Source organism: Alteromonas sp. ASW11-130 (assembly GCF_026183735.1).
Taxonomy (GTDB): domain Bacteria; phylum Pseudomonadota; class Gammaproteobacteria; order Enterobacterales; family Alteromonadaceae; genus Alteromonas.
Map to the genome: position 1 here is coordinate 281,035 of NZ_JAPFRE010000027.1, position 13,769 is coordinate 294,803.

Annotated in this window: 13 protein-coding genes and 1 pseudogene; 11 read left to right on the top strand and 3 right to left on the bottom strand. The window is 43.3% G+C overall.

The window, feature by feature from the left end:
* The first annotated feature begins 232 nt into the window (after window positions 1-232).
* The 7 genes and pseudogenes from OPS28_RS10390 (at window position 233) to OPS28_RS10415 (ending at window position 6,411) form a co-directional block, all read left to right on the top strand.
* A complete protein-coding gene (locus tag OPS28_RS10390; RefSeq protein ID WP_265609385.1) occupies window positions 233-1,723 on the top strand; it encodes a CoA-acylating methylmalonate-semialdehyde dehydrogenase in 1,491 nt (496 codons plus the stop codon).
* A gap of 12 nt (window positions 1,724-1,735) precedes the next feature.
* Complete coding sequence (locus OPS28_RS10395) at window positions 1,736-2,890, top strand: acyl-CoA dehydrogenase family protein (RefSeq protein WP_265609386.1); 1,155 nt, start codon at window positions 1,736-1,738, stop codon at window positions 2,888-2,890.
* Window positions 2,891-2,902: 12 nt separating this feature from the next.
* Entirely contained in the window at window positions 2,903-4,042 is a 1,140-nt protein-coding gene (locus OPS28_RS10400; protein ID WP_265609387.1) for an enoyl-CoA hydratase/isomerase family protein, read from the top strand.
* Window positions 4,043-4,044: 2 nt separating this feature from the next.
* Window positions 4,045-4,932, top strand: a complete 888-nt coding sequence (mmsB, locus tag OPS28_RS10405; protein ID WP_265609388.1) for a 3-hydroxyisobutyrate dehydrogenase — start codon at window positions 4,045-4,047, stop codon at window positions 4,930-4,932.
* A gap of 83 nt (window positions 4,933-5,015) precedes the next feature.
* Window positions 5,016-5,135: pseudogene (locus tag OPS28_RS17150) on the top strand (putative RNA methyltransferase); the annotation flags it as partial.
* Window positions 5,136-5,171: 36 nt separating this feature from the next.
* Window positions 5,172-5,873, top strand: coding sequence for a methyltransferase domain-containing protein (locus OPS28_RS10410; protein WP_265609389.1), 702 nt, complete (start codon window positions 5,172-5,174; stop codon window positions 5,871-5,873).
* Window positions 5,863-6,411, top strand: a complete 549-nt coding sequence (locus OPS28_RS10415) for a D-glycero-alpha-D-manno-heptose-1,7-bisphosphate 7-phosphatase (protein ID WP_265609390.1) — start codon at window positions 5,863-5,865, stop codon at window positions 6,409-6,411. Before OPS28_RS10410 ends, OPS28_RS10415 begins: the two co-directional genes overlap by 11 nt.
* On the opposite strand, the gene OPS28_RS10420 is transcribed toward OPS28_RS10415, so the two are convergent.
* On the bottom strand, window positions 6,408-7,937 hold the full coding sequence (locus tag OPS28_RS10420; protein WP_265609391.1) for a DUF3413 domain-containing protein: 1,530 nt from the start codon (window positions 7,935-7,937) through the stop codon (window positions 6,408-6,410). The two genes, OPS28_RS10415 and OPS28_RS10420, sit on opposite strands and share 4 nt — an antisense overlap.
* 11 nt (window positions 7,938-7,948) lie before the next feature.
* Window positions 7,949-8,164 carry a DUF1414 domain-containing protein gene (locus tag OPS28_RS10425; RefSeq protein ID WP_265609392.1) on the bottom strand — a complete coding sequence of 72 codons (216 nt, stop codon included), beginning with the start codon at window positions 8,162-8,164 and terminating at the stop codon, window positions 7,949-7,951.
* Window positions 8,165-8,324: 160 nt separating this feature from the next.
* Here OPS28_RS10425 and yejK point away from each other — a divergent pair, with 160 nt between their 5' ends.
* The 3 genes from yejK to OPS28_RS10440 all read left to right on the top strand — a co-directional run bounded on the left by yejK (window position 8,325) and on the right by OPS28_RS10440 (window position 11,153).
* Window positions 8,325-9,383 carry a nucleoid-associated protein YejK gene (gene yejK / locus OPS28_RS10430; RefSeq protein WP_265609393.1) on the top strand — a complete coding sequence of 353 codons (1,059 nt, stop codon included), beginning with the start codon at window positions 8,325-8,327 and terminating at the stop codon, window positions 9,381-9,383.
* An 86-nt stretch (window positions 9,384-9,469) separates the two neighbouring features.
* On the top strand, window positions 9,470-10,345 hold the full coding sequence (locus OPS28_RS10435) for a 6-carboxytetrahydropterin synthase (protein WP_265609394.1): 876 nt from the start codon (window positions 9,470-9,472) through the stop codon (window positions 10,343-10,345).
* A 19-nt stretch (window positions 10,346-10,364) separates the two neighbouring features.
* On the top strand, window positions 10,365-11,153 hold the full coding sequence (locus OPS28_RS10440) for a M23 family metallopeptidase (protein WP_265609644.1): 789 nt from the start codon (window positions 10,365-10,367) through the stop codon (window positions 11,151-11,153).
* On the opposite strand, the gene OPS28_RS10445 is transcribed toward OPS28_RS10440, so the two are convergent.
* On the bottom strand, window positions 11,150-12,952 hold the full coding sequence (locus tag OPS28_RS10445) for a M61 family metallopeptidase (protein WP_265609395.1): 1,803 nt from the start codon (window positions 12,950-12,952) through the stop codon (window positions 11,150-11,152). The genes OPS28_RS10440 and OPS28_RS10445 overlap by 4 nt on opposite strands.
* Window positions 12,953-13,065: 113 nt before the next feature.
* Here OPS28_RS10445 and OPS28_RS10450 point away from each other — a divergent pair, with 113 nt between their 5' ends.
* On the top strand, window positions 13,066-13,752 hold the full coding sequence (locus OPS28_RS10450) for a flagellar brake protein (protein WP_265609396.1): 687 nt from the start codon (window positions 13,066-13,068) through the stop codon (window positions 13,750-13,752).
* The last annotated feature ends 17 nt before the right edge of the window (window positions 13,753-13,769 follow it).

Sequence of the window (13,769 nt, forward strand, 5' to 3'; positions counted from 1 at the left end):
TTTCCTTTATGACATCATGTGATTGAAGCGGTAGACGTCAAACGATACAGATAGATTCTAGTTTCTCCACTATAAAGGTAACGGGATAATTCGCAACTGAACTGTTAACATAACAGGGCTGTCACATTAAATTTACATGCAATTCTATATAGCATCTATGGTTTACGTTTACGTCAAGGGTAACTTTTAGGTACTGTATGTCCATTACAGATCAGACAACGTTGAGGTTGCAATGCAAAAGGTTCCTTTACTTATCAACGGAGAATTCGTTCAATCCTCCTGTGATTCATTTATCGATGTAACAAATCCGGCGGACAATTCAGTAATCGCCCAAGCTCCACGCGCTACTGACGCGGAAATGGAAACCGCCATTGCCAGTGCTGAAAAGGCATTCGAAACATGGCGCGAGGTGCCAGTTACCCAACGTGCGCGTATCATGATGCGCTATCAGGCTCTACTTAAAGAGCATCAAGAAGAAATTGCAAAAATTCTGGCATCAGAAACAGGTAAAACCTTCGACGATGCTAAGGGCGATGTATGGCGTGGTATCGAAGTGGTTGAGCAAGCCATGAACGTACCCTCGTTAATGATGGGGGAAACGGTTGAAAATGTAGCGCGTGGTATTGATACTTACAGCTATATCCAGCCATTAGGGGTGTGCGCTGGTATTACGCCGTTTAATTTCCCGGCGATGATTCCTTTGTGGATGTTCCCCATGGCTATTGCGTGCGGGAATACATTTGTTCTAAAACCTTCTGAACAAGACCCATTAACACCAATGAAATTGGCTGAATTGTTTAAAGAAGCGGGCGCACCTGACGGTGTCTTGAATGTTGTTCATGGTGGAAAAGAGCAGGTTGAACCGCTACTGACTGATCCCAGAATCAAAGCTGTTTCTTTTGTAGGTTCAGTGCCTGTAGGTCAACATATCTATCGTACCGCTACATCACACATGAAGCGTGCGCAATGTTTTGCCGGTGCGAAAAACCATACAGTAATTATGCCGGATGCTAACAAAGAACACGTTTTAAATAATTTGGTGGGTGCCTCCGTAGGCGCTGCTGGTCAGCGTTGTATGGCTATTTCGGTAGCGGTATTTGTGGGCGAATCGCAAAAATGGATCCCTGAATTAGCCGAAAGAATCAGTAAAGTTAAGCCGGGGCTATGGGACGACGAAAATGCAGGCTTTGGTCCGCTAATCAGCCCACAAGCTAAGGCGCGAGTGTTAAGCATGATCGATAAAGGCAAAGAGCAAGGAGCCAAGTGTTTAGTTGATGGTTCTGACTTTACGTTGAAAGGTTACGAGAAAGGAAATTGGATCGGTCCTACTGTATTTTCAGATGTCACCACCGATATGGATATTTACAAAGAAGAAATCTTTGGACCGGTACTTTCGTGCATGAGTGCAGAATCACTGGATGATGCTTTAGCGCTGGTTAACGCTAACCCTTATGGTAACGGTACTTCTATTTTTACTAACAGCGGTCCGGCCGCTAGAAAATATCAGCGCGAAGTTACTGTAGGTCAAGTAGGTATTAATATTCCGATTCCAGTGCCATTACCATTCTTCTCATTTACCGGGTGGAAAAACTCTTTCTATGGAGATCTACATGCCTACGGAAAGCAAGCGATTCGTTTTTATTCAGAAACAAAAACAATTACGTCGCGCTGGCTGGAAGGGGATATTCCAGGTGGCCCAAATATGACTATCTCACTGGATTAGGCAGGAAATTGCATGAACTTTGAGTTAACAGAAGACCAGATTGCATTTGCACAAACTGCGAAGCAATTTGCCGAACAAGAATTAGCGCCGTTTGCGGCGCAATGGGACAAAGACCATCACTTTCCCGTAGAGGCTATCCAAAAGGCAGGTGAGCTTGGTTTTTGCGGGCTATATACACCGGAAGAAAGTGGGGGGCTAGGGCTTTCAAGACTAGATTCCTCAATTATTTTTGAAGAACTGTCCATGGGCTGCACCACGACTACCGCCATGTTGACTATTCATAATATGGCCACATGGATGATTGCAACCTGGGGGCAGCAAGAAGTCAAAGATGCATGGTGTGGTGACCTTGTTACGGGTCAGAAACTCGCTTCATACTGTTTAACGGAACCTGGCTCCGGCTCTGATGCGGCCTCGCTCAAATCTACCGCCAAAGAGCAAGCTGGTGGTTACGTATTAAATGGTAGCAAAGTGTTCATCTCAGGCGCCGGCAGCACAGATGTGTTGGTAGTGATGGCCCGCACGGGTGAAGACGGTCCTAAAGGCGTTTCTGCCTTTGCGGTACCCGCTGATGCTGAAGGGATCAGTTATGGTAAGCCTGAAGAAAAAATGGGTTGGAATGCCCAGCCTACGCGCATGATCACTTTTGAAAATGTCATACTGAAGAAAAGCTGGCGCTTGGGAGAAGAAGGACAAGGCTTTAAAATGGCTATGCAGGGGCTTGATGGGGGACGTATTAATATTGCTACGTGCTCAATTGGCACCGCACAGCAAGCGCTCAATACTGCTCGAAACTATATGCAAGAACGTGAACAATTTGGTAAACCTATCGCAGCTTTCCAGGCTCTTCAGTTTAAGTTAGCTGATATGGCAACAGAGTTGGTTGCAGCTCGACAAATGGTACGTCTGGCCGCGTTTAAATTGGATAATGGTGATGCGGATAAAACCACTTATTGTGCTATGGCTAAACGCTTCGCTACTGACATTGGGTTTAAAGTGTGTAACGAAGCACTGCAGTTGCATGGCGGGTACGGTTATATTAAAGAATACCCTCTCGAGCGCCACGTGCGTGATGTACGGGTTCACCAAATCCTTGAAGGGACTAACGAGATTATGCGCGTGATTATAGGACGTCGTCTGATTAGTGACGAACGAGAAATTCGATAAGGAGTAAAGTTAATGGTAGAAAGCCTAGATATGCAGTCTCCTGTGCTTGTGCGGGAAAAGGAGACATCTTCTGGTCAGCTTCTAGGGCACCTAACATTAAACAAGCCCAAAGCACTGAACGCACTTGATTTAGAAATGGCTAAGATAATGCTTGATGCACTTAAAAGCTGGCAAAATCGAGAAGATGTTGTCATGGTGTTAATCGATGGCTTTGGAGATAAAGCCTTCTGTGCTGGCGGCGATGTGGTTTCGATGCACCAGGCGATGAAAGCTTCGCCTGATGCCATTCCGGGTTTTTTGCAAGAATTCTTCACTGTGGAGTACGAATTAGACTTCACAATCCATACTTACTCAAAACCTGTGGTTGTATGGGGAAGTGGCATTGTAATGGGGGGAGGCATGGGGCTTTTATGTGGCGCGAGTCATAGAGTCGTCACCCCAAGTTCTCGTCTGGCGATGCCTGAAATAACGATTGGCCTTTATCCAGACGTTGGCGGAAGCTACTTCCTCCCACGTTTACCGGGTAAAAGCGGACTGTTTTTAGGATTAACGGGCGCAAGCCTCAACGCTGCTGATGCCTCATACGTTGGGTTAGCTGATCACATATGTGATGATGCTTCCAGAGACGATGCTATAAATGCGTTATTGTCACACAACTGGCTAACCGAAGACGACATAGCAGGTAAACTAAATCATCTGTTGTCAGGTTTTGTACCTGCGGAAGATGAAATCGCGCCATCCAATGTTGAAAGTCATCAAGCATTAATCGACGAACTGTGTCATTCGGATTTACTTTCTGACGTTGCTCAGAACATCAGGAATATGAAGACGGCCGATGATAAATGGCTAGCTCGTGCTCAAAAAACGTTTTTAGCGGGCTCCCCCATTACTGTTCATTTAGTCCAGCAACAAATTAAACGCGGTGCGGATTTGTCGTTAGCGGATTGTTTTAAAATGGAGCTAATAATGTCGTGTCGGTGTGGTGAAGTGGGCGAATTTCAGGAAGGTGTACGAGCGTTACTTATTGATAAAGATGGGGCGCCTAGTTGGCGTTTTGAATCGGTAGAAGACGTGCCGATGAGTCTGGTTGAACACTTTTTTGCCTCCCCATGGGCAAGTTCTGAGCATCCTCTTTCGCTGCTAGGAGAATAAAAATGAATAAAATAGCATTTATCGGTTTAGGTAACATGGGCGGGCCTATGGCTGAAAACCTGATAAAAAGTGGTATGCAGGTTACCGTATTTGATCTAGTCGAAGAGGCGGTGGCTGCCCTTAAAAGCAAAGGTGCAAAAGCGGCAGCAAGTGCGATGGAAGCCGTTAAAGACGTAGATGTTGTCATCACCATGCTACCCGCGGCGAAGCACGTTAAATCACTTTATATGGGTGAACAAAGCCTGATCGAAGCTACGAAGCCGGGCACGCTAATGATTGATTCGAGTACAATCGATGCAGAATCAGCGCGCGTGGTGGGAGAGGCCGTCAACAATGCTGGACGATTATTTGTTGATGCACCTGTTTCAGGCGGAACTGCTGGCGCGCAAGCTGGTACTCTCACTTTTATCATGGGCGGGAAAGAAAAGGCCATCGCTAAAGCTACGCCGGTATTGCAATGTATGGGAAAAAATCTATTCCACGCGGGTGATACAGGTGCTGGCCAAGTAGCGAAAATCTGTAACAATATGTTATTGGCCGTATTGATGGCAGGTACTTCTGAAGCTCTGCAACTTGCTATAGATAACGGACTGGATCCGAAAGTGGTATCCGATATTATGCTCCAAAGCTCAGGAAGTAACTGGACGTTAGAGAAGTATAATCCCTGTCCGGGTGTAATGGAGAATGTCCCTTCATCGAAAGACTATCAGGGAGGTTTTATGGTTAAGTTAATGAATAAAGATCTTACTTTAGCCATGAACGCCGCGTCGAATAGTGAATCTCCAACACCAATGGCCGCGACCGCGCAGAGTCTTTACAAGCTGCATCAAAATAAGGGTAATGCGGATAAAGACTTTTCCAGCATTTTCCAGCTTTTTGATAAATCCTGAGAGAGGAGCCTTTGCTCCTCTTTCCATCTGCTTGCTCAACTTGATATAATTAACCAACATTTCTCTCGTGAGAGTTGCTTTTAATGTGGTTATGCCCACTCTGTTGCAATACCCTATCAAAGATTAATAATTCATGGTCATGCTCAAAACGCCATAGCTTTGACGTCGCAAAGTCTGGCTACGTAAATCTACTTCCGGTCCAATACAAACATTCACTTGAGCCAGGTGACAATAAGCAGATGGTACGAGCGCGCAGAAATTTTCATGATACTGCTGGCTATAAACCGCTGATGCAAAAGCTCAGCGAAATGATAGGTAAATATATATCGTCACTGAATCTGACTGAATTTAATTTGTTTGAAGCTGGTTGCGGTGAAGGTAGCTATTTGGCGACGGTTACAGATAGCTTAAATGACGAAGATATTCGCGTTAACAGTTCCGGGATCGATATTGCCAAACCTGCAATTGAGTTGGCTGCAAAAACATATAAAAAGTGTGAATTTGCTGTAGGAAGCAATTTCAGATTACCCCTGCCAACAGGCTCACAACATGTAGTATTACAAGTTTTTGCTCCCGGAAATATGAAAGAATATGCCAGAGTACTGGCACCGAGAGGGATTGTACTAACAGTTGAGCCTGGTAAGCAGCACTTATGGGAACTAAAAGAACGTATTTATAAAACACCAAAACAACATCAACCGCAGTTACATCAGGTTAGTGAGTTCGACGTTGTCACCGCTGAACACTTATCGTTTAAGATGGAATTATCCGACACAGTTCGCCAACAAGGCTTACTCAATATGACTCCCTATGTGTGGAAACTTAGTGACGAAAAACGTGCTAAGTTAAGTGACATACTTGATAGTGTCACTGTGGATTTTACGATAACAATGTGGACACTTCTACCCAACCCTAAAAAGGACACACAGTATGCTCAATAAAGCGTTGTTTCTTGACCGAGATGGTATTGTAAATGTTGATAAGGGGTATGTGGGAAAAATTGCAGATTTTGAGTTTGTAAATGGGATCTTTCAATTGATTAAAGGTTTTCGAAGATTAGGTTTTCTTCCAATTATCGTAACTAATCAATCTGGCATAGGCAGAGGTTATTTCAGCGAAGAGGCGTTTGCACATTTATGTGATTGGATGAATAAACGATTTGAGGAAAATGACATTGCTCCTGTTCCAGTGTATTTTTGTCCGCATCATCCGACAGAGGCTATAGCGGAATATCTGGTTGATTGTGGCTGCCGCAAGCCTCAACCTGGTTTACTATTTCAGGCTGCTGAGGATTTCAGTATTGATTTAAGTCAATCAGTGATGATCGGTGACAGCTTACGCGATTTGGAAGCAGCAGCGTCAGCAGGCATACCTTTCAGGTTATGGGTAACAGAAAATAAACAAAGTCAAATAGCCTCATCCTGCACCCACTGTTTTACTTCACTTTCTGAAATAGAACCGCTAACGCTGGTGGCTTAATTTGGACGCGAAAATCGCGTTAGCTGCTTTATAGCACGGCTTAATAAATCAACGTTTAAGGATGCATTACTTCTATTGCCATTGTCGATATTAGTAATTTCATAACTACCATTACTGAGTACTTCAATACGTTGATTTTCGTGAATTACTACGACACGTTCTCCCGATGTACTTACCAGCCAGTTTCTTTGAGGATTAGTAAAATCCTGGCCCGTAGAATAGAATTGACTGGGTGCATTACAACCTAACGAATTTAAGATTGTCGGTGCTAAATCTTCGGTACTTATTGCTTCAGCTTTAACATCAAGATTAGTTAATAACGAGCCGCGCTGAGCACCTGCTTCGGATTCGAAACCTGTGGCGATAATCAGGCCATTATTTTGAGCATCTATCTCTTCCTGCTCGATAAATGTGTTAATTTTCGCAGCAGGAAGAAAAGCAATATGTAAACCTGCGCGAGAGTTTTCTATCGGCTGCTTGTAATCGTTTAACATGCTCGTCGGTAGTGACTCGTCTATATGTATAGCTACTGGCATACCCAGTGCTTCAGGTAATTCCATTAATATCGGACGTTCTTTTGTCAGACTTTCAAAGTATATTTCTGGCACACCAAATAGCGTAGACATGATTAATGCATCAAGCGAAGAAGCATTGGTAAAATAGTTATCTGTTTTAGTTAGGTTCAAACCGCTGGTATCTAATTCCTTGCCATTGTCGGTTTGGACTATCAGATACATAGAGCGGTTGTTATCTATCGCACAGTAAACTGGCTCTGCAGGGTAAACTATCTGATGGATATCAGACGAAAACTGAAGTTGCTTGCGCTCCTCATACGTTTCCAAATCCAGAAGGCCGTAGCGAGACATGGTCGTTTTAGCGGTGGCTGGATAAGACAACGGAAACATATTGTCTTGTTTGATAATGGGTTGATAGAGTTCTGCATCCGCCCAAACGTGAACGGCGTGGCTGCTGACAAAACAGAGCACAAAGAAAGTAGTCACAGGTAAGCCTATTTTTTTCTCCTGAAAACGATCCATTCGCTTCCATATGGCATTCGCTAATAGCAACTGGAAGCCTAACCAAATGATAAATAGCAACAATAGGTAACCCCATTGTTGAAAGCCGAATTGGCTGATTTGCGTTTGCGCTTCGCTTCGAAGTAAATCGGTAGAACTGAAGTTTAAATGAAACCCCGTGCGGTTATACAGTAGAGCGTCAAATGCCAGAAGCGCCAGACCTATTGCCGCTATTATCGAGGCTGCTGCTTTTATAATTTTAGGGTTCGTGGCCAGGTAGCATAATGGAAGAATAAATATGACAAAACCAGCAAAAGTAAGAAAACCTATATGCCCAAACCAATTCGATAATAAATAAAGCGTACCGATGGCAGAATTGGGACTAGGTGAAGAAAAGATAAAAACGGACGCAATAATTAATGCAAGGAAAATGTTTACAAACGCAAACCAGTGTCCCCAGCTAACCAGTTTGGTAACCCGTTGACGCCTTGGTGATTCAGCTAAAATCATAACTTATCAGATTACTCGTTAATACTTTTTAGAAGGATACTGGTGAATTGTTCGGCAAATTGCTTACGGTTTGGGGCGGAGATCTGCGTATTGATTATATGCGTGATGACATTTCCTAACACCATCAAGGATAAGTCGCGGTCGGCACCTTCCTGTTCCAGCGTCAAAATGACTTTATTCATCAGTGCTTCAAATTCTTTATCCTGATAACGGCTTTGTTGAGGCATTTGGTGTCTCTTTTTTTATGTTTTCTTTTATAAAAAGAATAAATTCTTGAATAAAATGATTATAATCGTTGTTTGAGTGATAACAATCATTCATTCACTAAACTTCCTTATCCTAGGGCATTTTTCAAACAATTTTTAAGAAAAAGGCAAATTTTACTTTATGAGCGCACTGATTCATCATTTTGTTGTTCATCGTATAGTGATTAACGATGAGGGCAAAATACAGGCAATTCCACGGGAAAAATGCCTTGCTATCACGCCGGAAATTGAGCATTTGGCTCACCAAATAAATCACAGCTTTAATACAAAGCCTGGAAAAGGAGTGGGGCATTTTATAGAAGATGCACCTGCCAGCGATGAATTAGCACCGTTTAATCAGTCATTAAAGGATTTTGTTTCCGCGCAAAAAGCCGGTGCCGATGATCTAGAGCAACAGTTTCATCAGTTTTCTCTGAATTCCACTCAAAAGCTTATCCAAGCGCTAATTGACACCGGCCAGGTCGAAACGGGTTTTTTAATTTTTTGTCAATACGAGTACCTGGCCACACAATACTTAATGATCACTCTACTCAATACGCGATCGCATGTAGAGGTTAATCAAGCATTAGAACTGACTGCTCGAGAACATCTCGACCTGGCAAAAATGCAATTGGCAGTCCGTCTAGATTTGACACAGTGGCAAGTCCAGCCTGAACAACAGCGTTATATCTCATTTATAAAAGGTCGAATGGGCAGAAAAGTCTCCGATTTTTTCATGCAGTTTATTGGTTGCGAAGAGTTAGTAGATGTTAAATTGCAAAATAAACAACTGGTTAGTACCGTCGATGCTTATTTGGCCAGCGAGAATTTGGCTCCTCAGGAACAAGAGCAACATCGTCAGGAAGTTAAATCGTACTTCAAAGAGAAAATTGACAATGGAGAAGATTTATCCGTTTCCGAACTGTCTACTCGGTTACCAAGTGACGATGCTTCTCAACATAATTTTAAAGCGTTTACTTCTGGTTTGGAGACCCCTTTAGAAGACACCTTCCAGCCTGACCCCGCCGCGTTGAAGCAATTGGCCAAGTTCACTGGGCAAGGTGGGGGACTTAGTCTGAGTTTTGAGCGTAAACTTTTAGGCGATAGGATTATTTATAACCCAGCTACCGACACGTTGACTATAAAAGGTATTCCACCCAATCTTAAAGACCAGTTAAGCCGACAGTCTGGTACTGAATAACGCCTGCGAAGGTAAGTTAAAACACGTATACTAGGGATACTTTTGACAGTAACTAGTGAAAAGCGAAATAGCTAAATAAGGGTAACATGCAATTATTTGTTAATGACCTTACCGTAATGGATTTTTCCTACCTGTGCCATGAACGGGGTATGGTTGGTGAAAGCTGGATAGTAGACGTCATTCTTGATGGCGACCTGAACGAAGAGAGTATGGTTCAGGATTTCAGCATAGTTAAAAAAAACCTTAAACGTTTGATTGACGAATATGTTGATCATAAGTTATTGGTTCCCGCTGAACACACAGCAACTACCGTAATAAACAGTGGCGATGAGTCGGAAGTGGAGGTGCGCTTCCAAAGTGCCGATAAACACCAGATTATGTTACGTTGTCCCGCTGAGGCTTATGCGTTTATTTACAGTGATGCTGTCACGAAGGTATCTGTGGGTGATTATCTAAAAGAAATTATAGCCACTCATTTACCCGATAATGTAGACAATATCACGTTGAATTTACGCACCGAAGTCATAGACGTACCTTATTATCATTACACCCATGGTCTAAAAAAACATGATGGTAATTGTCAACGCATCGCTCATGGCCATCGATCCAGGGTCGATTTGTTTATAAATGATCTGATGTGCAGTGCAAGCCAGCAGTATTGGGCGAGACGGTGGGCCGATATTTACATCGCCACGGAAGAAGATGTAATCGACTTTGCTGAGCGAAAGATAACTGGCGAGATTGATAACGAAATTGACTATTGGTGTTTCGGATATGAATCGTCTCAGGGCTACTTTGAGCTCATCATGCCAAAATCAAGGTGTGAAGTGATCACAACTGATTCCACCGTAGAATGTTTGGCTCAATTTATGTACGAACAACAAAAACAGCGACTACCCGGTAATAAAGTTAAGGTCATTGCGTATGAAGGAGTTGGGAAAGGTGCGATGGTTTCAGACTAAACCACTAATACTGGTATGGATGATAACGTTTTCTTTTGCGCCGGTAAGCGCAAAAGATGAGGAGTTAGTGCTTAACGGTGAACTAACTCAAGGCAGTTTGATAAGAGGACAGGTTTCACCCGGTTCGACGGTAAGGCTTAATGGACGCCACGTTGAGGTTAACTCCCAGGGAAAGTTTGTTATCGGCTTTCCACGAAAGGCCGCACAATCCCATACGTTAAGTTGGACCGATAAGAAAGGGGAAAGTCATGAAAGGAGCTTGCAACTTACCCTTAGAGAATACGATATTCAACGTATAGACGGCCTTGAACCAAAAATGGTTACCCCTCCTAAAGAGGTAACAGAGAGAATTCAAAATGACCGCGCGAAAGTGTCGAGAGCCCGCGCTGAAGAGCGTGATTATGACGCGGTTTTTACTCGCTTTATTTGGCCAGCCGATGGACCAATAACAGGGGTTTACGGAAGTCAACGTATATTAAATGGCGAACCAAAGTGGCCACATTATGGTGTTGACGTGGGTAGTCCTGAAGGTAGCCCTGTGGTTGCGCCAGCGCAAGGATATGTAGTACTTGCAGACGACCTCTATTATTCAGGCAATACCATTATCCTTGACCATGGAATGGGCGTTTTCTCTACCTTTTTGCACCTACACACAATGGACGTCAAGGTCGGGGATTTAATTGAACAGGGAAATCAGATCGGCACCATAGGTTCAACCGGCAGGTCGACTGGCCCACACTTGGACTGGCGCATTAACCTAGGGCAAATGCGCCTTGACCCAGCACTGCTCGTTCCACCTAAGAACTAACCATTTAGCCAGTTAGAAAACTGCATCTCGTTTTCTAACTTAAAGTAGTAAATATCTTTATCTGCGGCGACTATAGGTAGAGAAAGGGTGAGTAACCGACCGTCTCTTATAATAGTGGTTGGTAGAGATTGTTTAGTCGTTGTTTCTACCAAGCGATGTAATAAAACGTCGTTTACTTCATAACCATCTAACGCAACTATACGATCGTTGATTTGCAAGCCTGATTGGCATCCCGCCAAGTTTTCCCTGACCTGTTGCACGATGACCCCACATTCGGCATTTTTAACCACGATGCCCAACTCTTTGGTGCGAATACTTTTGTCAGTAGTGCCACTAAGTGTGCCACCTTTATCGTCTTTATTTGCTGGTGAACGCTGATGAAGCGAAAGCCCCGCAATATGCAGCCACTTTTCGAAGGGAATATCCTCGGTGCCATGTACAACAGTGTCGATTAGTTCACTGACATCGACATTAAACTCTTTCTGACAAAGTAGAACGACTGTCTCATCTATCGTACCGACGCCGCGTTTTCCGTACTGTTGCCACAGTAATCTCATTAGGTCATCAAGGCAATATTGGTTGTCTGATTGCTGTCGTAACGACAAGTCAAGCCCTAATGCAATTAAGCCACCTTTAACGTAATAACTGACAATGTGGTTAATAGAGCTGGCGTCTTGTTTATAAAATCGTGTCCACGCGTCGAAACTAGACTCTGCTACACTTTGCTTTGTGCGTCCTTTGGAGCGCATCACCCGGGTGAGGTGTTCTCCCAACATTTCCAGATACTTTTGCGGCGAAACCAAGCCCGCACGTGCTAGGGCCAGCTCATCGTAAAAGCTGGTGAAGCCTTCGTACATCCACAGCTGGTTGGTATAGACCTCTTCCTGTAAATTGGGAGTTATCAGAACTTCAGGCTTGATACGTTTTACATTCCAGGTATGAAAAAATTCATGGCTGCATAAGCTTAGAAAATTAATATAACTGTTGCTTTTGGTTTTACTCTCGCCCAATAAAGGTAAATCAAACCGCGGGAACAGAAGTGCTGTAGAGTTGAGATGTTCCAGCCCTCCGTAACCTTTGTCACTTATCAACGTGATAAAAAGATAGGTCGAAATAGGCGGCTTATCAGCAAACATTTTAATATGGTGTAAACAAATCGGCTTTAAGTCATCACAAATGCGTTCAATATCAATGGGATCATTTCCACTGAGCAACAGCGTAAAATCAACACCTCCTGAAGAAAACGAAGCAGTACGGCATTTCCCTATAAAAATGGGATGGTCTATAAACTCCAAGTAGCTGTCACAGAAAAACTGATGGTCGTTGTCGCCTTTAACCAGTGGCGGCATTGACGTATGTAACTCCCATTCTTTGGGTAAATTTTGTAAATCTACCTCTAATTGATAGTTACACTTATGTTTGTGATTCACATTTAAAAATACGCTCGTGCCGTTACAAAAAGCATATTCATCGTTAATAAATGCGGATCGTACCGATAAATCGAAAGCGAAAACTGTGTACTTAAGGGTGATGGAACCTTCATTAGGATTATTGATGTGCCATGTTTGTTTGTCTATTTTCGTTATAGATAAATGTGTTTCATCAAGATCGTATGCATCAATTTGGACAATGTGACGAGCAAAATCTCGAATCATATAGCTTCCCGGGATCCATGCCGGTAACGATACTTCCACTGTTTTTTCGGCGAACGCTGGGATTTGCATTACGACTGAAAAAAGATGTTGGCTTATGGATTCTACGGCTAAGTCATAACGAACGACTGGTAACGATGAAGACATAAAAATAGACTCACTATTTAAGGTAGCCTAATGATGCATTACTAGAACAACTTTGTCAGTAGTTGTAAATTGTGCTTAGATAAAAGACCCTTTATAAAAAAGTGTGGCAAATTATGGGTCGAAAGCGTGACTACGATGCTTTAACAAGTGACGATATCCAATGGCTTCGAGCTTTACAACCTAGCACGACAGTTGATATACAAATTACCACGCCCACATCGCCGAAACGTGTAAAAACCCAATACATAGGCATGGACGCGCCCCACGGCATACTTTTTCAGGTCCCCAACTCGCCGAGCTGGAAATTTACTCGAGATTTGTTGACGCCCGGTAATAATATTGTCGTACGTTATGTCTTAGAGGGGGGCGTAGGGCACGTTATCGCATTTAGGGTAAAAGTAATTAAACTAATTACCAAGCCTTTCGGCATCCTCATCACCACGTTCCCCAAATCGTTACAAACTTTTGGGCTCAGAGAAGAGAAGCGCGCTCAGCCGGGTATTGCAGTAGATATCCAAACAGCAAAGCCACAGGGGGATACGAAAATTCACGGTATAATTGTCGATGTATCCAGTAAGGGATGCCGAGTTGCGTTAGCGATTCATCCTGATTATCCACTCTTCGAGCCAGAAGAAAATATCACCTTGCAATATGAGTCTGGTGGCAAACCCATCTCTATCGAGGGCAAAGTTAAAAATAAAAATTCCGACAGAGAGCACCATTATTACGGAATACGGTTTGCCGAAAACCAAAGCACAGTGCATAAATTACTCGAAAAACATATTCTTATTGAGCAGTGATAGACTAAACGCTATTA

Bases quoted from the DNA above. Each gene is read 5' to 3' on its own strand.
- OPS28_RS10390 (WP_265609385.1), top strand. From the start codon at position 233: ATGCAAAAGGTTCCTTTACTTATCAACGGAGAATTCGTTCAATCCTCC.
- OPS28_RS10395 (WP_265609386.1), top strand. From the start codon at position 1,736: ATGAACTTTGAGTTAACAGAAGACCAGATTGCATTTGCACAAACTGCG.
- OPS28_RS10400 (WP_265609387.1), top strand. From the start codon at position 2,903: ATGGTAGAAAGCCTAGATATGCAGTCTCCTGTGCTTGTGCGGGAAAAG.
- mmsB (WP_265609388.1), top strand. From the start codon at position 4,045: ATGAATAAAATAGCATTTATCGGTTTAGGTAACATGGGCGGGCCTATG.
- OPS28_RS10410 (WP_265609389.1), top strand. From the start codon at position 5,172: ATGGTACGAGCGCGCAGAAATTTTCATGATACTGCTGGCTATAAACCG.
- OPS28_RS10415 (WP_265609390.1), top strand. From the start codon at position 5,863: ATGCTCAATAAAGCGTTGTTTCTTGACCGAGATGGTATTGTAAATGTT.
- OPS28_RS10420 (WP_265609391.1), bottom strand. From the start codon at position 7,937: ATGATTTTAGCTGAATCACCAAGGCGTCAACGGGTTACCAAACTGGTT.
- OPS28_RS10425 (WP_265609392.1), bottom strand. From the start codon at position 8,164: ATGCCTCAACAAAGCCGTTATCAGGATAAAGAATTTGAAGCACTGATG.
- yejK (WP_265609393.1), top strand. From the start codon at position 8,325: ATGAGCGCACTGATTCATCATTTTGTTGTTCATCGTATAGTGATTAAC.
- OPS28_RS10435 (WP_265609394.1), top strand. From the start codon at position 9,470: ATGCAATTATTTGTTAATGACCTTACCGTAATGGATTTTTCCTACCTG.
- OPS28_RS10440 (WP_265609644.1), top strand. From the start codon at position 10,365: ATGATAACGTTTTCTTTTGCGCCGGTAAGCGCAAAAGATGAGGAGTTA.
- OPS28_RS10445 (WP_265609395.1), bottom strand. From the start codon at position 12,952: ATGTCTTCATCGTTACCAGTCGTTCGTTATGACTTAGCCGTAGAATCC.
- OPS28_RS10450 (WP_265609396.1), top strand. From the start codon at position 13,066: ATGGGTCGAAAGCGTGACTACGATGCTTTAACAAGTGACGATATCCAA.